The sequence below is a fragment of the Halomonas shengliensis genome (assembly GCF_900104135.1).
GTDB classification, from domain to species: domain Bacteria; phylum Pseudomonadota; class Gammaproteobacteria; order Pseudomonadales; family Halomonadaceae; genus Halomonas; species Halomonas shengliensis.
The window spans coordinates 28,139-47,008 of sequence record NZ_FNIV01000006.1; the positions used below are offsets into that span (position 1 = coordinate 28,139).

Genomic DNA, 18,870 nt, shown 5'->3' on the forward strand with positions numbered 1-18,870 from the left:
GAGTTGCCCGTGACCAAGATCATCGCCTTGACCAACCAGAAGGGTGGCGTCGGCAAGACCACCACCGCGGTCAACCTCGCCGCCAGCCTGGCGGCCCTCGACCGCCGAGTGCTGCTGGTCGACCTCGATCCCCAGGGCCATGCCACCATGGGCAGCGGCGTCGACAAGCACGAGCTCGACGGCAGCGTGCTCGAGGTGCTGTTGGGGGAGCGCGATGCCGCCGGGGTGATCCTCGACTGCCCCGAGGCCGGCTATGCGCTGCTGCCGGGCAATGGTGACCTGACCGCCGCCGAGGTGGCGCTGCTGGATCGCGAGGCGGGGCGCGAGCGCTGCCTGGACGACGCCCTGGCGGTGGTCGCCGGCGAATACGACGTGGTGCTGATCGACTGCCCGCCCTCGCTCAACATGCTCACGGTCAACGGCCTGACCGCCGCCCACGGGGTGCTGATCCCGCTGCAGTGCGAGTTCTATGCCCTGGAAGGGCTCTCGGCGCTGCTCGATACCGTGGAGCAGATCAAGGACAGCGTGAACCCGGAGCTGGAGATCTACGGCATCCTGCGCACCATGTTCGATGCCCGCAACAGCCTGACCCGGGACGTCACCAAGCAGCTGCGCGACTACTTCGGCGATACCCTGCTCAAGGCCACCATCCCGCGCAACGTGCGGGTGGCCGAGGCGCCCAGCCACGGCCTGCCGGTCACCAAGTACGCGCGCTTCTCGCGCGGCAGCCAGGCCCACCGGGTGCTGGCCAAGGAACTGATTCGGCGCCTGTCGCTGTAGTCGCCCGATACGACGCAACCGTGATGAGGGAATGTCGATGACGCGTAAACGCGCCCTGGGACGCGGCCTGGATGCCCTGATCGGCTCCGGCGCTCGCCGCCGCGAGAGCCTGGACCTGCCCGAGGTCCCCCTGGAGGAGACGGCGGACGACACGGCGCCTGCTCCGGCCGCCGAGCCCGCCGCCGGCGAGCGCCTGGAGCGCCTGCCCCTGGGGCAGCTCTCCCGCGGCAAGTACCAGCCGCGTCGCGACATCCAGCCCGAGGCCCTCGAGGAACTGGCCGACTCCATCCGCGCCCAGGGGGTGATGCAGCCCATCGTGGTGCGCCCGGTGGGCGAGGAACGCTACGAGATCATCGCCGGCGAACGCCGCTGGCGGGCCGCCCAGCTCGCCGAGCTGGACGTGATTCCGGCGGTGATCCGCGAGGTCAGCGACGAGGTGGCCCTGGCCCTGGCGCTGATCGAGAACATCCAGCGCGAGAACCTCAACCCCATGGAGGAGGCGCTGGCCCTCAAGCGGTTGCTGGAGGAGTTCGAGCTGACCCAGCAGCAGGTGGCCGACGCGGTGGGCAAGTCCCGCGCCCAGGTCGCCAACCTGCTGCGGCTGATGGCGCTGGATCCGGAGGTGCAGACCCTGCTCGAGCGCGGCGACCTCGACATGGGCCATGCCCGCGCCCTGCTGGCGCTCTCTGCGGTCAAGCAGCGCCAGGCCGCCCACGAGGTGGTCAACCGCGACCTCACCGTGCGGGCCACCGAGGCGCTGGTGAAGCGCCTCCAGGAGGGCGCCCCGGTGCCGGCGGCCAAGGCGGTCGCCGCGAGCCCCGACGTGGCCCGGCTGGAGACCCGGCTCGGCGAGCTGCTCGGCGCGCCGGTGAAGATCCAGCATGGCCGCGGCGGCAAGGGGCGGGTCACCATTCGCTATGCCAGCCTCGACGAGCTCGACGGCATCCTCGAGCACATCCGCTAGGCCATGTGCACCGCTGGCGCAAGTCTGTCGACAATTTCTGCACCTTTGGTCGAAACGTGACCGAAAATCGTACGCGAAGCGGCCCGCTTCAGTTGATGCCCCGGGGGGGCTTCCCTATAATCCGCGGTGGTTTAGGCTGCGGGCCAGGGCTGGGCGCGTGGCGAGCCGGGAGGAAGACCGCATGATCACCCCTCCCGCCGCCCGTCGTCGCGCCCTGGGAAGACGGCAGCTGGGCCTCGCCGCCCTGGGCGTGCTGTTGGTGACGCTGGCGGCCACGCTCGCGGCGGGGCGCGAGGGCGGAGGTTCCGCCCTCAGCGGTGGCCTGGTCGGGCTGCTGCCGCTGGCCTTCTTCGTATGGCGCAGCGGCCAGGCGCGCGGCGGCCGGCAGGCACGCCGCTTCGTGATCAACCTGTATCGCGCGGAAGCGGGCAAGTTCGGTTTGACGGTGGCATTGCTGGCAGTGGTCTTCGTGGCCGTGCCCCCCTCAAACCCGATTTCATTCTTCAGCGCATACGTGGCGACCCTTCTCATGCCCTGGCTGGCACCCTGGCTACGGCGTGAGCGGTCGACCCCACAACCGAGGTGACCTTCGCATGGCAGCAGGCAGTGAAAACACGGCGGCTTACTACATACAGCACCACCTCCAGAACCTGACCTTCGGCAACCATCCCGAGAACGGCTGGTCGCTGGCCCATTCGGCCGAGGAGGCCCGCGAGATGGGCTTCTGGGCGATCCATCTGGATACCATGGGTTGGTCCATCGCCATGGGCCTGCTGTTCATCTGGCTGTTCCGCAAGGCCGGCCGCATGGCCACCACCGGGGTGCCCGGGCCGCTGCAGAACGTCGTCGAGATGGTCATCGAGTTCATCGAGCTCACCGTGCGCGGCGCCTTCCATGGCCGCAACCCGGTGATCGCGCCGCTGGCGCTGACGCTGTTCGTCTGGATCTTCCTGATGAACCTGCTCAAGCTGGTGCCGGTGGACTACGCGCCGCAGCTCTTCTCGCGCCTCGGCATCGAGTACATGAAGCTGGTGCCGACCACCGACCCCAACGCTACCCTGGGCATGGCCATCGGCGTCTTCGCCCTGATCATCTACTACAGTCTCAAGGTCAAGGGCGTGGGCGGCTTCGCCAAGGAGCTCTCGCTGACCCCCTTCAACCACTGGTCGCTGATCCCCTTCAACCTGGTGATGGAAATCATCGGCCTGCTGGTCAAGCCGCTGAGCCTCGGCCTGCGTCTGTTCGGCAACATGTTCGCCGGCGAGGTGATCTTCATCCTGATCGCCCTGCTTCCCTTCTGGGTGATGTGGACCCTGAACGTGCCCTGGGCCATCTTCCACATCCTGGTCATCACCCTGCAGGCCTTCATCTTCACGGTGCTGTCGGTGGTCTACCTGAGCCAGGCCCACGAGCATCACTGAAGTCGATTCCCTTGCAACACCCTTAACCCCAACCCTCAACCCTTAACCCTCACTACTCTCAATCAGGAGCACTACCATGGAACTCGTCTATATCGCTGCCTCCCTCATGATCGGCCTGGGCGCTCTGGGCACCGGCATCGGCTTCGCCATCCTGGGCGGCAAGCTGCTCGAGTCGACCGCTCGCCAGCCGGAGCTGGGCGACCAGCTGCAGACCAAGACCTTCCTGATGGCCGGCCTGCTGGACGCCGTGCCGATGATCGGCGTGGGTATCGCGATGTACCTGATCTTCGTTGTTGCCGGTTGATGATTGACAGCACCGAGCGCGCCGCGCTCGGTTTGCTTGTTTCCGGTTGCCACGAACCTGTCAGAGGTACCGCCCCGTGAATATCAACATGACGCTGATCGGGCAGACGATCGCCTTCGCGATCTTTGTCTGGTTCTGCATAAAGTACGTGTGGCCGCCGATCAGCAACGCGCTCCACGAGCGCCAGAAGAAGATTGCTGACGGCCTGGATGCGGCCAGCCGTGCCTCGCGCGATCTCGAGCTCGCCCAGGAGCGTGCCGAGCAGACACTGCGCGAGAGCAAGGAGCAGGCTTCACAGATCCTCGAGCAGGCCAACAAGCGCTCCTCCCAGATGATCGAGGAGGCCCGCGAGCAGGCCCGTGCCGAAGGCGAGCGCATCGTCGCGTCCGCCCGCGCCGAGGTCGAGCAGGAAGTCAATCGTGCCAAGGACGAGCTGCGCGCCCAGGTGTCCCGCCTGGCGGTCACCGGCGCCGAGCGGGTCCTGGAAGCCTCCATCGATGAGAAGGCCCATCGCAAGCTGCTCGACGAGCTTGCCGCCGAACTGTGAGGAGGTGATCCATGGCGGAACTGTCTACCGTCGCTAGGCCCTATGCCAAGGCGGCGTTCGAGTACGCACGCGATCACCAGACGCTGGATTCCTGGTCCGACTGGCTGAGCAAGCTGGCCATGGTGGTAATCAGCCGCGAGGCGCTCAAGCTGCTCTCCAGCCCCAAGCTCGACAACGAGCGCAAGGTGGCGCTGGTGACCGAGCTGGCGGAGGTCGACCTCGATGAGGCCGCCTCCCGTTTCCTCGCCTCCCTGGGCGAGAAGGGGCGCCTGGCGGCGCTGGCCGCCATCCGCGAACAGTTCGAGACGCTGCGCGCCGACCACGAGAAGCGGGTCGACGTCACCGTGGTGTCGGCCTACAAGCTCACCAAGGCCCAGCAGGACAAGCTCGCCGGCGCGCTCAAGAAGCGCCTGAATCGCGAAATCTCCATTACCACTCAGGTGGATCCCGAGCTTCTCGGCGGTGTCATCCTGCGTGCCGGCGATACCGTCATCGACGGGTCGGTGCGTGGTCGACTCAACCGCCTCTCCGAAGCGCTAACCGCCTGAGTCTGAGGGACATGGCATGCAGCAACTGAATCCTTCCGAGATCAGCGACATCATCAAGCAGCGTATCGAGAAGCTTGACGTCGCATCCGAAGCCCGCAACCAGGGCACCATCGTCAGCGTCTCCGACGGCATCGTGAAGATTCACGGCCTGGAAGAGGCGATGTTCGGTGAGATGATCGAATTCCCCGGCGGCATCTACGGCATGGTGCTCAACCTCGAGCGTGACTCCGTGGGCGCCGTGGTGCTGGGCGACTACCTGCAGCTCGAAGAGGGCATGACCGCCCAGTGCACCGGCCGCATCCTCGAGGTGCCGGTGGGTCCCGAGCTCAAGGGTCGCGTGGTGGATGCCCTGGGCAACCCCATCGACGGCAAGGGCGACCTCAACGCCAAGCTGACCGACGCGGTGGAGAAGGTCGCCCCGGGCGTCATCACCCGCCAGTCGGTGGACCAGCCGATCCAGACCGGCTTCAAGTCCATCGATGCCATGGTGCCGATCGGCCGCGGCCAGCGTGAGCTGATCATCGGCGACCGCCAGATCGGCAAGTCGGCCATCGCCGTCGACGCCATCATCAACCAGAAGGGCAAGGGCGTCACCTGCATCTACGTCGCCATCGGCCAGAAGCAGTCGACCATCGCCAGCGTGGTGCGCAAGCTCGAGGAGCATGGCGCCATGGAGCACACCATCGTGGTCGCCGCCGGCGCCGCCGACCCGGCCCCGATGCAGTTCCTGGCTCCCTACGCCGGCTGCACCATGGGCGAGTACTTCCGCGACCGCGGCGAGGATGCCCTGATCGTCTATGACGACCTCACCAAGCAGGCCTGGGCCTACCGCCAGGTCTCCCTGCTGCTGCGTCGTCCGCCGGGCCGCGAAGCCTACCCGGGTGACGTCTTCTACCTGCACTCCCGCCTGCTCGAGCGTGCCGCCCGCGTCAACGCTGATTACGTTGAGAAGTTCACCAACGGTGAAGTGAAGGGCAAGACCGGCTCGCTGACCGCACTGCCGATCATCGAGACCCAGGGCGGCGACGTCTCGGCGTTCGTGCCGACCAACGTGATCTCCATCACCGACGGCCAGATCTTCCTCGAGACCGACCTGTTCAACTCGGGCATCCGTCCGGCCATCAACGCCGGCCTATCGGTCTCCCGTGTCGGCGGCTCGGCCCAGACCAAGGTGATTAAGAAGCTCGGCGGCGGCGTGCGTCTGGCCCTGGCCCAGTACCGCGAGCTGGCGGCCTTCTCGCAGTTCGCCTCCGACCTCGACGAGGCGACCCGCAAGCAGCTGGAGCACGGTCAGCGCGTCACCGAGCTGATGAAGCAGAAGCAGTACACGCCGCTCTCCGTGGCCGAGATGGCGCTCACCCTGTACGCCGCCAACGAGGGCTTCCTCGATGACGTCGACGTCAGCAAGGTGCTGGACTTCGAGCGTGCCCTGCACGACTTCATGAAGGCCGAGTACGCCGAGCTGCTCGACAAGATCAACGAGTCCGGCGACTACAACGACGAGATCCAGGCTGGCCTCAAAGAGGGTCTCGAGAAGTTCAAGGCCACTCAGAGCTGGTAATTCCCACGGCCCGCCCCGCCACGGGGCGGGCCCAGGAGCATTCTGAGGGGCCACGAACGGAGTAGATCGCTATGGCAGCTGCAAAAGAGATACGCACCCAGATCGGGAGCATCAAGAACACGCAGAAGATCACCAGCGCCATGGAAATGGTCGCGGCGTCCAAGATGCGCAGGGCCCAGGACCTGATGAAGGCCAGCCAGCCCTACGCGCGTCAGATCCGCAACGTGGTCGCGCATGTCGCCGATGCCAACCCCGAGTATCGCCATCCGTGGATGGTCGAGCGCGACGTCCAGCGCGTCGGTTACATCGTGGTCTCCACCGACCGCGGCCTGTGTGGCGGCCTGAACGTCAACCTGTTCAAGGCCGCCACCCGCGACGCCAAGGGATGGCACGAGCAGGGCGCCGAGCTGGATTTCTGCGCGCTGGGGTCCAAGGCCGGCGGGTTCTTCAAGAACTACGGAGGCAACCTGGTCGCCGCCAAGAGCGGCCTGGGCGAGTCCCCGGAGATGGAAGACCTGATCGGTAGCGTCAAGGTCATGCTGGATGCGTACGACGAGGGCAAGCTGGACCGCCTGTTCGTGGTGTACAACGAGTTCGTCAACACCATGACCCAGAAGCCGGTGGTCCGGCAGCTCCTGCCCATCTCACCCGACATGGGCAGCGATGCGCACCAGGAAGAAGAGAACACGCGTCCCGGTAGCTGGGACTACCTGTATGAGCCGGATGCCAAGGCGCTGCTGGATAGCCTGCTGGTTCGCTTCGTCGAATCCCAGGTGTACCAGGCGGTGGTCGAGAACGGGGCCTGCGAGCAGGCCGCGCGGATGCTGGCCATGAAGAACGCCACCGACAATGCCGGCGGCCTGATCGACGACCTGGAGATGGTCTACAACAAGGCCCGCCAGGCCGCCATCACCCAGGAGATCTCGGAGATCGTCGGGGGCGCCGCCGCCGTATAGCGCCCGGAGGGCAGGGGCCCTCCCGGCACACAGGCTTCATTTGCAGGTACTTTGAGAGGATCGCAAGATGAGCGGACGTATCGTACAAATCATCGGCGCGGTGATTGACGTAGAGTTTCCGCGGGACGACGTTCCCAAGGTCTACGACGCGCTGAACGTCTCGAACGCCGAGACGGTTCTGGAGGTCCAGCAGCAGCTGGGCGACGGCGTGGTGCGCACCATCGCCATGGGCTCCACCGAGGGCCTCAAGCGGGGCATGGAGGCGACCAACACCGGCGCCGCCATCTCCGTGCCGGTCGGCAAGGAGACCCTGGGCCGCATCATGAACGTGCTGGGCCAGCCCATCGACGAGGCCGGTGACATCGGCGAGCAGGAGCGCATGCCGATCCACCGCAAGGCGCCGACCTACGCGGAGCAGGCGGCCTCCAACGAGCTGCTGGAGACCGGCATCAAGGTCATCGACCTGGTCTGCCCCTTCGCCAAGGGCGGCAAGGTCGGCCTGTTCGGCGGCGCCGGCGTGGGCAAGACCGTGAACATGATGGAGCTGATCCGGAACATCGCCACCGAGCACAGCGGCTACTCGGTGTTCGCGGGCGTGGGCGAGCGTACCCGTGAGGGTAACGACTTCTACCACGAGATGACCGAGTCCAATGTCATCGACAAGGTGTCGCTGGTCTACGGCCAGATGAACGAGCCGCCCGGCAACCGCCTGCGCGTGGCCCTGACCGGCCTGACCATCGCCGAGAAGTTCCGCGATGAAGGCCGCGACGTGCTGCTGTTCGTCGACAACATCTACCGCTACACCCTGGCCGGCACCGAGGTCTCCGCGCTGCTGGGCCGCATGCCCTCCGCGGTGGGCTACCAGCCGACCCTGGCCGAGGAGATGGGTGTGCTCCAGGAGCGCATCACCTCCACCAAGACCGGCTCGATCACCTCCGTGCAGGCCGTCTACGTGCCCGCGGATGACCTGACCGACCCGTCCCCGGCGACCACCTTCTCGCACCTGGACGCCACCGTGGTACTGGCGCGTTCCATCGCCGAGCTGGGTATCTATCCGGCCATCGACCCGCTGGACTCCACCTCGCGCCAGCTCGACCCGCTGGTGGTCGGCGAGGAGCACTACAGCACCGCCCGTGGCGTGCAGGGTGTGCTGCAGCGCTACAAGGAGCTCAAGGACATCATCGCTATCCTGGGCATGGACGAGCTCTCCGACGAGGACAAGCTCACCGTCTCCCGGGCGCGCAAGATCCAGCGCTTCCTGTCGCAGCCGTTCTTCGTCGCCGAGGTCTTCACCGGGGCGCCCGGCAAGTACGTGTCCCTCAAGGACACCATCCGCGGCTTCCAGGGCATCCTCAACGGCGAGTATGACGAGCTGCCGGAGCAGGCCTTCTACATGGTGGGTACCATCGACGAAGCGGTCGAGAAAGCCAACCAGTCGAAGTAATCGGCGTCCCACCAGGAGGACTTCGCTATGGCGAACAGCTTCAAGTGCGAGATCGTCAGCGCCGAGGAGGGCATCTTCTCCGGCGAGATCGAGCGCGTGGTCGCCACCGGCCGCATGGGCGAGCTGGGCATCCTGCCCGGCCACGCCCCGCTGCTCACCGAGCTCAAGCCGGGCCCGGTGCGGGTGATCCACGATGGCGAGGAGGAGCACTACTACGTCTCCGGCGGCTTCCTCGAGGTCCAGCCCGACGTGGTGACCATCCTCGCCGACGCCGCCGTCCGCGCCCATGACCTGGACGAGGCGGCGGCCGAGGAGGCTCGTCAGCAGGCGCTCAGGCAGCTGAACGACAAGTCCGCGGAGCTGGACTACACCCGTGCCGCGGCGGAGCTCGCCGAGGCGGCGGCCCAGCTGCGCACCGTCCAGCAGCTGCGCAAGAAGCTCGGCAAGGGCTGAGCCCCGCGCCGGGATGCGCAACGCGCCCCCCTGCCTGGCGGAGACGTCGGGGCAGGGGGGCGTTCTCGTTCCTGCCGTGGCGTCCGCCCGGCCCGATGAGGCGCCCGCCGGCGCCCGGAGGCTGTCATGTCACTCAACGATGCCCTGCAGGCGCACAAGGCCAGCCTGTGCGAGGCGCTGGCGGTGGACGACCGCGAGCGCCTCGGTGCGCTGCTGCCGGAGCTGCGCTCGGCGGATATCGCCGAGATCCTCGAGGCGATCCTCGAGGAGGACGCTGACCCGCCGCTGGCCCTGGCGCTGCTCGGCCGGCTGCCCCTGGAGCGCCAGGCGAGCGTGCTGGGGCACCTGCCCGGGGATGCCCAGCGGGTGCTCGCCGAGGCGTTCAGCGACGAGCGGCTGCTGCCGATCCTCGAGGAGATGGGCTCGGACGAGCGCGCCGACCTCTTCAACCTGCTCGACGAGGATCGCCGCCAGGCGCTGCTGCGGCGCATGGCGCGGCGCGAGCGCGAGGAGCTGATCCGCCTGGCGAGCTATGCGGAGGGCACCGCCGGGGCGATCATGACCGCGGACTATGTGGCCATCCCCAGCGGCATGACGGTCTCCCAGGCGATGATGCGGGTGCGCCAGACGGCGCCTGATGCCGAGACGGTCTACCAGCTCTACATCGTCGACGGCCTGGGGCGCCTGGCCGGCACCCTGTCGCTGCGCCAGTTGATGGTGGCCCCGCCCGGCGAGCGCATCGACGCGCTGATGATCAAGGACGTGATCCGCATGAGCGTCGATGCACCCCAGGAGGAGGTGGCGCGCCGTGTGGCCCGCTACGACCTGCTGGCGTTGCCGGTGGTGGATGACGAGGCGCGACTGGTGGGCATCGTCACCCACGACGACGCCCTGGACGTGGTGGAGTCCGAGGCCACCGAGGATATCCACAAGGGGATGTCCATCGGTGCCCTGGAGGATGGCGTCAGCCGGGTGCCGCTGTGGAGCCTCTATCGCAAGCGGGTGACCTGGCTGGTGCTGCTGGTGTTCGCCAACCTGTTCTCCGGCGCCGGCATCGCCTACTTCGAGGAGACCATCGCCGCCCAGGTGGCGCTGGTGTTCTTCCTGCCGTTGCTGATCGGCAGCGGCGGCAACGCCGGGGCCCAGGCCGCCACCCTGATGGTGCGCGGCATGGCCACCGGCGACGTCGGGGTCAGGGACTGGGGAAAGCTGCTGGGGCGCGAGCTGCTGGTGGCAGGCTCCCTGGGGCTGACCATGGCGCTGGCGGTGGCACCCATCGGGGTGATGCGCGGCGGCGAGGCGGTGGCCCTGGTGGTGGCCATGAGCATGGTCACCATCGTGCTGTTCGGCAGCCTGCTGGGGATGTGCCTGCCCTTCCTGCTCGACCGCCTGGGCTGGGACCCGGCCACCGCCTCGGCGCCGCTGGTGACCACCCTGATCGATGCCTCGGGGGTACTGATCTACTTCGGTATCGCCTCGGCGCTGCTTGCCGGCCCATGAGACTCGGAGTTATCTCAGAGGTCGGCGCCGCTCAAGGCTTGCCCGGTGACAGGCCTCCGAGGGGGCGCTGTGAACCCCTCCCTGGGCGCTACCGATGCCATCCCTGGCATAGGACCCCCTCTTCGACCTGTCCCCGGCGCCTTTCGCTGTCCTTGTCGGGCTAACTGCGATGGGCCTAAGCGGGGCGGACAACGATGGCGCGGGCGTGTATCCTCTGCGCGTCGTGGCGGCCGCGACCTGCGGCCGTCCCTCCTTTTATCGACGGAACCCTCCATGGACTGGCTACAGGTCGTCATCCTCTCCATCGTCCAGGGCCTCACCGAGTTCCTGCCCATCTCCAGCTCCGCCCACCTGATCCTGGTGCCGGTGCTGACCGACTGGGAGGACCAGGGGCTGGCCTTCGACGTGGCCCTGCATCTCGGCAGCCTCTCGGCGGTGGTGATCTACTTCCGCGGCGAGCTCGTGCGCATGGCGCGAAGCTGGCTGGGCTCCCTGGCCGGTCGCGGCGTGGATGGCGACGCGCGCCTGGCCTGGTGGGTGATCCTGGCGACGCTCCCGGTCTGCGTGGTGGGCCTGGCCTTCCATGACGCCATCTCGGTGGGCATGCGCTCGCCGCTGATCATCGCCTTCGGCCTGATCGTCTTCGGCCTGGCGCTGGCCTGGGCCGACTGGGGCCATCGCGGCAGCCGCGACGAGACTCAGCTCACCCTGCGCGATGCCCTGGTCATCGGGCTGGCCCAGGCCCTGGCGCTGATCCCCGGCACCTCACGCTCCGGCATCACCATCACCGCGGCGCTGCTGGTGGGGATGAGCCGCGAGGGGGCGGCGCGCTTCTCCTTCCTGCTGTCGATCCCGGTGATCGTGCTCGCCGGCGGCATGGAGACCCTGGGGTTGATCCGCGACGCGGCCGAGGTGGAGTGGTTCACCCTGACGGTGGGGACCCTGCTCTCCGGCATCAGTGCCTATCTGTGCATCCACTTCTTCCTGGCCTTCATCAGGCGGGTCGGTATGCAGCCCTTCGTCCTCTACCGGCTGCTGCTCGGGGCCTGGCTGCTGTGGCTATTCTGGTAACCTGTGGGTCCCGCCCCCTACCCGTGAGGACAGGCGTCACCATGCGACGATTCCGGCTCCTACTGCCCCTCTTCCTGCTGCTGGCGCTTGCCGCCTGCTCCGAGCGTGACCGGCCGCTGGAGTCGCCGGTGCGCTTCGAGGGGGGCATCTTCGGCAGCTTCTACCAGGTCACCGTCGTCGATCCGCTGACCCAGGGCGAGGCGAACGCCCTGGAGGAGGGGATCCTTGCCGAGCTCGAGGCGGTGGATGCGCAGATGTCGCTCTACCGGGAGGACTCGGAGCTCGCCGACTTCAACCATGCCCCCCTGGAGGCGTGGCAGCCGCTCTCCGACCCCCTGACCGAGGTGCTGGGCATCGCCCTGGGGGTGGCCGAGGCCAGCGGCGGCGCCTTCGATGTCACCGTGGGCGGGCTGGTCAACCTGTGGAGCTTCGGCGCCGAGGCGCGCCCCGAGCGGGTGCCCGCCGAGGAGGCGCTGGCCGCGCGGCTGGCCCATGTCGGCATGGACGCCCTGGAGCTGAGGCCCGAGGCCCGGGAGGCGCGTCGCCTGCGCGATGTCACCGTCGACCTGGGCGGGGTGGCCAAGGGCTACGCCACCGATCGCGTGGCCGCCTTCCTCGAGGCCCAGGGCATCGAGCACTTCCTGGTCAACCTGGGCGGCGACCTGCTGGCCCGGGGCTACCGGGATGGCGAGGCGGAGCCCTGGCGCATCGGCATCGAGGCGCCGCTGCAGGATCGCCGGGAGGCCCAGGTGGTGCTGCCGCTCCACGACATCTCGGTGGCCACCTCCGGGGACTATCGCAACTTCTTCATGGAGGAGGGGCGGCGCTACTCACACACCCTCGACCCACGCAGCGGCCGGCCGATCACCCACCGCCTGGCCTCGGTGAGCGTCTTCCACCCCGCCAATGCCTGGGCCGACGCCTGGGCCACAGCGCTGACGGTGCTGGGCGAGGAGGCCGGCATGGCGCTGGCCGAGGCGCAGGGGCTGGCGGTGCTGATGAGCGTGCGCGAGCGGGACGGCTGGCGCACCCTGGCGAGTCCGGCCTTCGTCGAACGCTTCGGCGAGGCGCCCCTCGATGGCCGGGACGCGAACAACGCAATTCAGGAGTGAAGGATGACGCTTGATGTGGTGATACTGGCGGCCGGGCAGGGCACCCGGATGCGCTCGACCCTGCCCAAGGTGCTGCACCGCCTGGCCGGCAAGCCGATGGTGCGCCATGTGCTGGATACCGCCGCGGGGCTCGAGGCCGAGCGCACCCATGTGGTGGTCGGGCACGGCGCCGAGAAGGTTCGCGAGGCGCTGGCCGACAGCCGGGTGCACTTCGCGCTGCAGGCCGAGCAGAAGGGCACCGGCCATGCCGTGGCCCAGACCCTCGACGGCCTCGGCAACGGCCGCGTGCTGGTGCTCTACGGTGACGTGCCGCTGATCCGCCGGGAGACCCTGGCGCGCCTGCTGGACGGGGTCGATGACGACCACCTGGGTCTGCTCACCGTGACCCTCGACGATCCCGGCGGCTACGGGCGCATCCTGCGCGACGCCGAGGGCAAGACGGTGGCCATCGTCGAGGACAAGGATGCCAGCGAGAGCGAGCGGGCGGTGCGCGAGTGCAACACCGGCATCATGGCGATGACCGCCGACCAGCTGCGCCGCTGGCTGCCGCGGCTCTCCGCCGACAATGCCCAGGGCGAGTACTATCTCACCGATATCATCGCCATGGCCGCCGCCGAGGGGGTCGAGATCGTCACCGCCCAGCCGCAGGACCCGCTGGAGGTGGAGGGGGTCAACAACCGGGCGCAGATGGCGCGCCTGGAGCGTGCCCACCAGCGCGCCATCGCCGAGACGCTGATGGCCGAGGGCGTGGCCCTGGCCGACCCGACGCGGCTCGACGTGCGCGGCACCCTGCGCTGCGGCCACGACGTGGAGATCGACGTGGGCTGCGTCTTCGAGGGCGAGGTAGTGCTGGGCGAGGGGGTGCGCATCGGCCCCCACTGCGTTATCCGCGACAGCCATATCGGCGCCGAGAGCGTAATCGAGCCCCACAGCGTGATCGAGGGAGCGGTGATCGCCGGGCGCAGCACCATCGGCCCCTTCGCCCGCCTGCGCCCCGGCTCGCGCCTGGCGGTGGGCGCCAAGGTGGGCAATTTCGTCGAGACCAAGAACGTCGAGGTGGGCGAGGGCAGCAAGATCAACCACCTGAGCTATGTGGGCGATGCCCGCCTGGGGCGCGGGGTCAACGTCGGCGCCGGCACCATCACCTGCAACTACGACGGCGCCAACAAGCACCGCACCGAGATCGGCGACGACGCCTTCATCGGCTCCAACAGCGCCCTGGTGGCGCCGGTGAGCATCGGCCGCGGCGCCACCGTGGGGGCCGGCTCCACCATCGGCAAGGATGTCGCCGACAACGCCCTGGCGGTGACCCGCGCCCGCCAGGTGAGCAAGGCCGACTGGCCGCGGCCGCGCAAGCAGGACGACTGAGGCGCGCAGGCAGGACGACCGAAGCGCAAGCAGGACGACTTAGGAGAGCAGCACATGTGTGGAATCGTCGGAGCCGTTGCCGAGCGCAACGTGGAAGCCATCCTGCTGGAGGGACTCAAGCGCCTGGAGTACCGCGGCTATGACTCCGCCGGCATGGCGGTGCTGGCCGCGGACGGCACCCTGCAGCGCCGCCGCGCGGTGGGCAAGGTGGCGGCCCTGGCCGAGCGCCTGGTGGAGGCGCCGCTTTCCGGGCGCTGCGGCATCGCCCACACCCGCTGGGCGACCCACGGCCGGCCCAGCGAGGTCAACGCCCATCCCCACCAGTCCGGCGAGCGCCTGGCGGTGGTCCACAACGGCATCATCGAGAACCACGAGCCGCTGCGTCGTGACCTCGAAGCCGACGGCTACCGCTTCGACTCCGAGACCGACACCGAGGTGGTGGCCCACCTGGTGGCGCGGGAGAGCGAGGCGGCGGGTGACCTGCTCGACGCGGTACGGCGCACCCTGGCCCGCCTCGACGGCGCCTATGCGCTGGGCGTGGTGAGCGCCGACGCGCCCGACGTCATCGTCGGCGCCCGCAAGGGCAGCCCGCTGGTGGTGGGCGTAGGCATCGGCGAGGCCTTCCTGGGCTCCGATCCCCTGGCGCTGCTGCAGGTCACCGACCGCTTCATCTACCTGGAGGAGGGCGACGTGGTGCGTCTCTCCGCGGGCGGGCGCATCGAGGTGTTCGACGCCGCTGGGACACCGATGGAGCGCGAGGTGCAGACCTTCGAGCATGGCGACGGCGCCGCCAGCCGCGGCGACTATCGGCACTTCATGCTCAAGGAGATCCATGAGCAGCCGGCGGTGATCGCCGCCTGCCTGGAGGGTCGCCTGGGCGAGCGCTCGGCGCTGGTGGAGAGCTTCGGTCCCGACGCCGAGGCGCTCTTCTCCCGGGTCCGCCAGGTGCACATCGTCGCCTGCGGCACCAGCTACCACGCCGGCATGGTGGCCCGCTACTGGCTGGAGCGCTTCGCCGGGGTGCCGGTGCAGGTGGAGGTGGCCTCGGAGTACCGCTACCGCCGGGTGGTGGTGCCCGAGGATACCCTCTTCGTCACCCTCTCCCAGTCCGGCGAGACCGCCGACACCCTGGCGGCACTGCGCTTCGCCCGGGAGCGAGGCTACCTTGCCAGCCTGGCGATCTGCAACGTGCCGGGGAGCTCCCTGGTGCGCGAGTCGGACCTCTCGCTGATGACCCAGGCGGGACCAGAGATCGGCGTGGCCTCCACCAAGGCCTTCACCACCCAGCTCACCGCCCTGATGCTGTTCACCCTGGCCCTGGGCCGCCTCAAGGGGCTGGACGCGGGCGTGCAGGGCGAGCTGGTGGCGGCGCTGCGCGGCCTGCCGCGGCTGATGGAGGGGGTGCTGGCGCTCGACGGCGAGATCGAGGCGCTCTCCACCGCCTTCGCCGAGAAGCACCACGCCCTCTTCCTGGGCCGCGGGGCCCACTTCCCCATCGCCCTGGAGGGGGCGCTCAAGCTCAAGGAGATCTCCTACATCCACGCCGAGGCCTACCCGGCGGGAGAGCTCAAGCACGGCCCCTTGGCGCTGGTGGATGCCGAGATGCCGGTGATCTCCGTGGCCCCCAACGATGAGCTGCTCGACAAGCTCAAGTCCAACCTCCAGGAGGTGCGGGCCCGCGGCGGCGAGCTCTTCGTGTTCGCCGACGAGGAGGTGGGGATGAACGAGGAGGAGTATGTGCACGTGCTCCGTCTGCCCAGGGTGCACGAGGCCCTGGCGCCGATCCTCTACACCCTGCCGCTGCAGCTGCTCAGCTACCACGTGGCGGTGCTCAAGGGCACCGACGTGGACCAGCCGCGCAACCTGGCCAAGAGCGTGACGGTGGAGTGACGCCTCCCGCCGAGCCGCCGATCCACCTGGGGCTGCCGATGTGGGCCAACCCCGACTGGCGCGGCGGCCTCTATCCCCCGCACGGCGGCGGCCTCGAGGAGTACGCCCGGGTGTTCTCCGCGGTGGAGGGCAACACCACCTTCTACAGCGGGGCACCCAAGGCCGAGACAGTGGCGGCCTGGTCCCGCCAGGCGCCGCCGGGCTTTCGCTTCTGCTTCAAGCTGCCCGCCGCCCTGACCCACGACAGGCGCCTGGCCGGGATCGAGGCCGAGCTCGACGCCTTCCTCGCGGCGCTGGCCCCACTGCACGATCGCCTGGGGCCGCTGATGGTGCAGCTCCCCCGCGACTTCGGTGCCGAAGAGCTCCCCCGGCTGGAAGCGCTGCTGAGTCGTTGGCCGACAGGCATTCCTTGCGCGGTGGAGGTACGCCACAGCGAATTTTTCCACAAGGGGAGGGCGGAGCGCGATCTCAACAGGTTGTTGATAACTCATGGCGTGGATCGCGTGATGCTCGACGTGCGGCCGCTCTTCGCCACCCCGGCGGGCGACCATCCCGGCCTGCGCCAGGCCCAGTGCGAGAAGCCGAGACGCCCATTACACGTGCTTTCCACGGCGGATCGCCCGCTGGTGCGCTTCATCGGGCACCTGGACGGCGAGATCAACGCGCGCTGCTTCTCCCCCTGGATAGAGCGTCTCTCCCTGTGGATAAAACAGGGGAAAACCCCTTACCTGATGGTGCATACACCGGACAACCGGCGGGCCCCGGAGCTAGCGCGACGCCTGCATGGGGGGCTGGCGGAGCGGCTGGCGCTGCCTGACTTGCCGCCCTTCCCCGGCGAGGCCCAGGCCAGCCTGTTCGGTGGCTGAGGTGTTCGCCCCATCGCTGAGCCAGGTCAACGAGATCGGACTGGCCATCGGGCGTTTGATCGGATAGTTTTATGGGCCGGAGCGCCCTTACCCCTGGATTCTGACTGGATATGACGCCTAACCTGCGTCGATCTTGCGATAATCCTGCGTTCCCGCACCCTGCGCTCGACGGCTACCCGCCGGCGGTCGCGGGGTGCAGCGGCAGCGATCCTGCCCGGATCCTGTCATGCTCTGGATGGCGCCCTGCGACCCACGGCGCCCTGGACGTGGCAATGACAAGCACAAGCCGCCATCGCGCCGGACCGGCCGCTGGCGACACGACCAAGACAGGGTGACACATGTCGAAACTCTCCCACGCTCAGTGGTCATCGAAGATGGCCTTCATCCTGGCAGCCACCGGTTCGGCGGTGGGGCTGGGCAATATCTGGCGCTTCTCCTACATGGTGGGTGACAGCGGGGGCGCGGCCTTCGTGCTCGTCTACCTCGCCTGCGTGGCCCTGGTGGGCCTGCCGATCCTGGTCGCCGAGTGGCTGATCGGCCGCCGTGGCCAGGAGAACCCGATCAACTCCATGCTGGACCTGGCCCGCCAGAGCGGTCGCCTGCCGGCCTGGGCGCTAGTCGGCGCCAGCGGCGTGCTCGCCGCCTTCCTGATCCTCTCCTTCTATAGTGTCATCGGTGGCTGGTCGCTCTCCTACACCCTGGGCTCGGTGACCGGCCAGTTCACCGGCCAGGATGCCGACGGCATCGGCGCCCTGTTCAGTGGCCTGCTGGCCAACCCCACCGCCCTGACCCTGTGGCACACCGCCTTCATGGCGCTGGTGATCTTCATCGTCGCCCGCGGGGTGACCAAGGGCCTCGAGGGCGCCGTACGCACCCTGATGCCGGCGCTGGTGATCCTGATGGTGATCCTGGTGATCTACGGCATGACCACCGGGCACTTCGGCGAGGCCATGGCCTTCATGTTCAGCCCGGACTGGAGCGCCATCAACGGCGAGGTGGTGCTGGCCGCCATGGGCCAGGCGTTCTTCACGCTGTCGCTGGGCATGGGCATCATGATGGCCTACGGCTCCTACTTGGGCCAGGACGTCAGCCTGATCGGCACCGCCCGTACCGTGATCATCTTCGATACCGTCATCGCGCTGCTGGCCGGCATGGCGATCTTCCCCATCGTCTTCGCCAACGGCCTGAGCCCGGGCGAGGGGCCGGGGCTGATCTTCGTCACCCTGCCGCTGGCCTTCGGCAACATGACCGGTGGCACCATCCTCGGCCTGATGTTCTTCCTGCTGCTCACCTTCGCCGCCCTGACCTCGGCGATCTCGCTGCTGGAGCCGACGGTGGAGCTGCTCGAGGAGCGTACCCCGCTCTCCCGCGTGGCCGCCACCCTGGTGGCCGGCGTGGCGGTCTGGGTGCTGGGCATCGCCGCGCTGATGTCGTTCAACGTCTGGAGCGAGCTGTCCATCGCCGGACTGAACATCTTCGACTTCCTGGACACCCTGACCAGCAAGTTCATGCTGCCGCTCACCGGCCTGGGGGCGATCCTGTTCGTGGCCTGGCGCCTGGATCGTGACGGCGTGCTGGGCGAGCTTGGCCTCACCGGTGCCCAGGCCCAGCTGTGGCAGGTGGTCGCCCGGGTAGTCGCGCCGATCGGCGTGATCGCGGTCTTCGTCTACGGCCTGATCTAGGCCGCCGCCGGAATACCCGGGCCAAGAAGCCCCCGACGAGCCCCGCAATCGCGGGGCTCGTCGCGTCTAGGGTCGGGGAAGGGGTCAGTGCATGGCGTCGTCCACCAGCTCCTCCTCGGGCAGCTCGGCGATGTCCCGAGACAGCCGCTGGAACTCCTGGTGGAGCTCGATGCCGCGGCGGGCGCGCAGGTGGCGCTGGGCGGCGGTACGAGTGCGCTGTTCGTGCTCCTGGACCTCCATGCTCATGAAGATGTCGAGGAGTTCGCTCTTGAGGGAGGTTAACCGTTCGCTCTTCTGCATGATCGACTCTCCTTGGACGCTACGCGACACTACCTTTCCTACTATACCGCACTTGACAGAATGATGACGGTGTGAACGTTTTGCCACAACGCTTCGCCAACGC

Annotated in this window: 19 protein-coding genes; 18 read left to right on the forward strand and 1 reads right to left on the reverse strand. The window is 68.3% G+C overall.

Going from position 1 to position 18,870, the window contains the following annotated elements:
* Nucleotides 1-9 precede the first annotated feature (9 nt).
* The 18 genes from BLP95_RS10220 to BLP95_RS10305 all read left to right on the forward strand — a co-directional run bounded on the left by BLP95_RS10220 (nt 10) and on the right by BLP95_RS10305 (nt 18,467).
* Nucleotides 10-780 carry a ParA family protein gene (locus BLP95_RS10220; RefSeq protein WP_023006398.1) on the forward strand — a complete coding sequence of 257 codons (771 nt, stop codon included), beginning with the start codon at nt 10-12 and terminating at the stop codon, nt 778-780.
* A gap of 37 nt (nt 781-817) precedes the next feature.
* Nucleotides 818-1,744 carry a ParB/RepB/Spo0J family partition protein gene (locus BLP95_RS10225; RefSeq protein ID WP_089678895.1) on the forward strand — a complete coding sequence of 309 codons (927 nt, stop codon included), beginning with the start codon at nt 818-820 and terminating at the stop codon, nt 1,742-1,744.
* Nucleotides 1,745-1,925: 181 nt separating this feature from the next.
* On the forward strand, nt 1,926-2,330 hold the full coding sequence (locus BLP95_RS10230; protein WP_089678898.1) for an ATP synthase subunit I: 405 nt from the start codon (nt 1,926-1,928) through the stop codon (nt 2,328-2,330).
* Nucleotides 2,331-2,337: 7 nt separating this feature from the next.
* Nucleotides 2,338-3,165, forward strand: a complete 828-nt coding sequence (atpB, locus tag BLP95_RS10235; protein ID WP_023006401.1) for a F0F1 ATP synthase subunit A — start codon at nt 2,338-2,340, stop codon at nt 3,163-3,165.
* Nucleotides 3,166-3,241: 76 nt separating this feature from the next.
* A complete protein-coding gene (atpE, locus tag BLP95_RS10240) occupies nt 3,242-3,469 on the forward strand; it encodes a F0F1 ATP synthase subunit C (protein WP_023006402.1) in 228 nt (75 codons plus the stop codon).
* A 76-nt stretch (nt 3,470-3,545) separates the two neighbouring features.
* The gene (locus BLP95_RS10245) at nt 3,546-4,016 is read left to right on the forward strand and encodes a F0F1 ATP synthase subunit B (protein ID WP_023006403.1); all 471 of its coding nucleotides are present in this window, start codon (nt 3,546-3,548) and stop codon (nt 4,014-4,016) included.
* A gap of 11 nt (nt 4,017-4,027) precedes the next feature.
* Nucleotides 4,028-4,564, forward strand: coding sequence for a F0F1 ATP synthase subunit delta (locus BLP95_RS10250; RefSeq protein ID WP_089678900.1), 537 nt, complete (start codon nt 4,028-4,030; stop codon nt 4,562-4,564).
* Nucleotides 4,565-4,580: 16 nt separating this feature from the next.
* Nucleotides 4,581-6,125 carry a F0F1 ATP synthase subunit alpha gene (atpA, locus tag BLP95_RS10255; RefSeq protein ID WP_089678903.1) on the forward strand — a complete coding sequence of 515 codons (1,545 nt, stop codon included), beginning with the start codon at nt 4,581-4,583 and terminating at the stop codon, nt 6,123-6,125.
* Between the two features lie 71 nt (nt 6,126-6,196).
* Nucleotides 6,197-7,081, forward strand: coding sequence for a F0F1 ATP synthase subunit gamma (gene atpG / locus BLP95_RS10260; protein WP_023006406.1), 885 nt, complete (start codon nt 6,197-6,199; stop codon nt 7,079-7,081).
* A gap of 67 nt (nt 7,082-7,148) precedes the next feature.
* Nucleotides 7,149-8,525 (forward strand): F0F1 ATP synthase subunit beta, encoded by a 1,377-nt coding sequence (gene atpD / locus BLP95_RS10265; RefSeq protein WP_089678904.1) that lies wholly within the window; start codon nt 7,149-7,151, stop codon nt 8,523-8,525.
* A gap of 27 nt (nt 8,526-8,552) precedes the next feature.
* Entirely contained in the window at nt 8,553-8,978 is a 426-nt protein-coding gene (locus BLP95_RS10270) for a F0F1 ATP synthase subunit epsilon (protein WP_089678907.1), read from the forward strand.
* Between the two features lie 126 nt (nt 8,979-9,104).
* Nucleotides 9,105-10,478 carry a magnesium transporter gene (gene mgtE, locus BLP95_RS10275; protein WP_089678910.1) on the forward strand — a complete coding sequence of 458 codons (1,374 nt, stop codon included), beginning with the start codon at nt 9,105-9,107 and terminating at the stop codon, nt 10,476-10,478.
* 273 nt (nt 10,479-10,751) lie between these two features.
* On the forward strand, nt 10,752-11,549 hold the full coding sequence (locus tag BLP95_RS10280) for an undecaprenyl-diphosphate phosphatase (protein ID WP_089678913.1): 798 nt from the start codon (nt 10,752-10,754) through the stop codon (nt 11,547-11,549).
* Between the two features lie 41 nt (nt 11,550-11,590).
* On the forward strand, nt 11,591-12,661 hold the full coding sequence (locus BLP95_RS10285) for an FAD:protein FMN transferase (protein WP_089678916.1): 1,071 nt from the start codon (nt 11,591-11,593) through the stop codon (nt 12,659-12,661).
* A 3-nt stretch (nt 12,662-12,664) separates the two neighbouring features.
* Complete coding sequence (gene glmU / locus BLP95_RS10290) at nt 12,665-14,029, forward strand: bifunctional UDP-N-acetylglucosamine diphosphorylase/glucosamine-1-phosphate N-acetyltransferase GlmU (RefSeq protein WP_089678919.1); 1,365 nt, start codon at nt 12,665-12,667, stop codon at nt 14,027-14,029.
* A gap of 54 nt (nt 14,030-14,083) precedes the next feature.
* Complete coding sequence (gene glmS / locus BLP95_RS10295; protein ID WP_089678923.1) at nt 14,084-15,919, forward strand: glutamine--fructose-6-phosphate transaminase (isomerizing); 1,836 nt, start codon at nt 14,084-14,086, stop codon at nt 15,917-15,919.
* Nucleotides 15,920-15,957: 38 nt separating this feature from the next.
* Nucleotides 15,958-16,785 (forward strand): DUF72 domain-containing protein, encoded by an 828-nt coding sequence (locus tag BLP95_RS10300; RefSeq protein WP_089679325.1) that lies wholly within the window; start codon nt 15,958-15,960, stop codon nt 16,783-16,785.
* Between the two features lie 338 nt (nt 16,786-17,123).
* On the forward strand, nt 17,124-18,467 hold the full coding sequence (locus BLP95_RS10305) for a sodium-dependent transporter (RefSeq protein ID WP_089678926.1): 1,344 nt from the start codon (nt 17,124-17,126) through the stop codon (nt 18,465-18,467).
* An 84-nt stretch (nt 18,468-18,551) separates the two neighbouring features.
* On the opposite strand, the gene BLP95_RS10310 is transcribed toward BLP95_RS10305, so the two are convergent.
* Nucleotides 18,552-18,767 (reverse strand): PA3496 family putative envelope integrity protein, encoded by a 216-nt coding sequence (locus BLP95_RS10310; RefSeq protein WP_023006416.1) that lies wholly within the window; start codon nt 18,765-18,767, stop codon nt 18,552-18,554.
* Nucleotides 18,768-18,870: the final 103 nt, after the last annotated feature.

What these genes read in the sequence shown, in the direction of transcription:
- BLP95_RS10250 (WP_089678900.1), top strand. Translation starts at nt 4,028, where the DNA reads ATGGCGGAACTGTCTACCGTCGCTAGGCCCTATGCCAAGGCGGCGTTC.
- BLP95_RS10280 (WP_089678913.1), top strand. Translation starts at nt 10,752, where the DNA reads ATGGACTGGCTACAGGTCGTCATCCTCTCCATCGTCCAGGGCCTCACC.
- mgtE (WP_089678910.1), top strand. Translation starts at nt 9,105, where the DNA reads ATGTCACTCAACGATGCCCTGCAGGCGCACAAGGCCAGCCTGTGCGAG.
- atpG (WP_023006406.1), top strand. Translation starts at nt 6,197, where the DNA reads ATGGCAGCTGCAAAAGAGATACGCACCCAGATCGGGAGCATCAAGAAC.
- atpB (WP_023006401.1), top strand. Translation starts at nt 2,338, where the DNA reads ATGGCAGCAGGCAGTGAAAACACGGCGGCTTACTACATACAGCACCAC.
- atpA (WP_089678903.1), top strand. Translation starts at nt 4,581, where the DNA reads ATGCAGCAACTGAATCCTTCCGAGATCAGCGACATCATCAAGCAGCGT.
- glmU (WP_089678919.1), top strand. Translation starts at nt 12,665, where the DNA reads ATGACGCTTGATGTGGTGATACTGGCGGCCGGGCAGGGCACCCGGATG.
- glmS (WP_089678923.1), top strand. Translation starts at nt 14,084, where the DNA reads ATGTGTGGAATCGTCGGAGCCGTTGCCGAGCGCAACGTGGAAGCCATC.
- BLP95_RS10225 (WP_089678895.1), top strand. Translation starts at nt 818, where the DNA reads ATGACGCGTAAACGCGCCCTGGGACGCGGCCTGGATGCCCTGATCGGC.
- BLP95_RS10285 (WP_089678916.1), top strand. Translation starts at nt 11,591, where the DNA reads ATGCGACGATTCCGGCTCCTACTGCCCCTCTTCCTGCTGCTGGCGCTT.
- atpD (WP_089678904.1), top strand. Translation starts at nt 7,149, where the DNA reads ATGAGCGGACGTATCGTACAAATCATCGGCGCGGTGATTGACGTAGAG.
- BLP95_RS10230 (WP_089678898.1), top strand. Translation starts at nt 1,926, where the DNA reads ATGATCACCCCTCCCGCCGCCCGTCGTCGCGCCCTGGGAAGACGGCAG.
- atpE (WP_023006402.1), top strand. Translation starts at nt 3,242, where the DNA reads ATGGAACTCGTCTATATCGCTGCCTCCCTCATGATCGGCCTGGGCGCT.
- BLP95_RS10300 (WP_089679325.1), top strand. Translation starts at nt 15,958, where the DNA reads ATGTGGGCCAACCCCGACTGGCGCGGCGGCCTCTATCCCCCGCACGGC.
- BLP95_RS10310 (WP_023006416.1), bottom strand. Translation starts at nt 18,767, where the DNA reads ATGCAGAAGAGCGAACGGTTAACCTCCCTCAAGAGCGAACTCCTCGAC.
- BLP95_RS10270 (WP_089678907.1), top strand. Translation starts at nt 8,553, where the DNA reads ATGGCGAACAGCTTCAAGTGCGAGATCGTCAGCGCCGAGGAGGGCATC.
- BLP95_RS10305 (WP_089678926.1), top strand. Translation starts at nt 17,124, where the DNA reads ATGTCGAAACTCTCCCACGCTCAGTGGTCATCGAAGATGGCCTTCATC.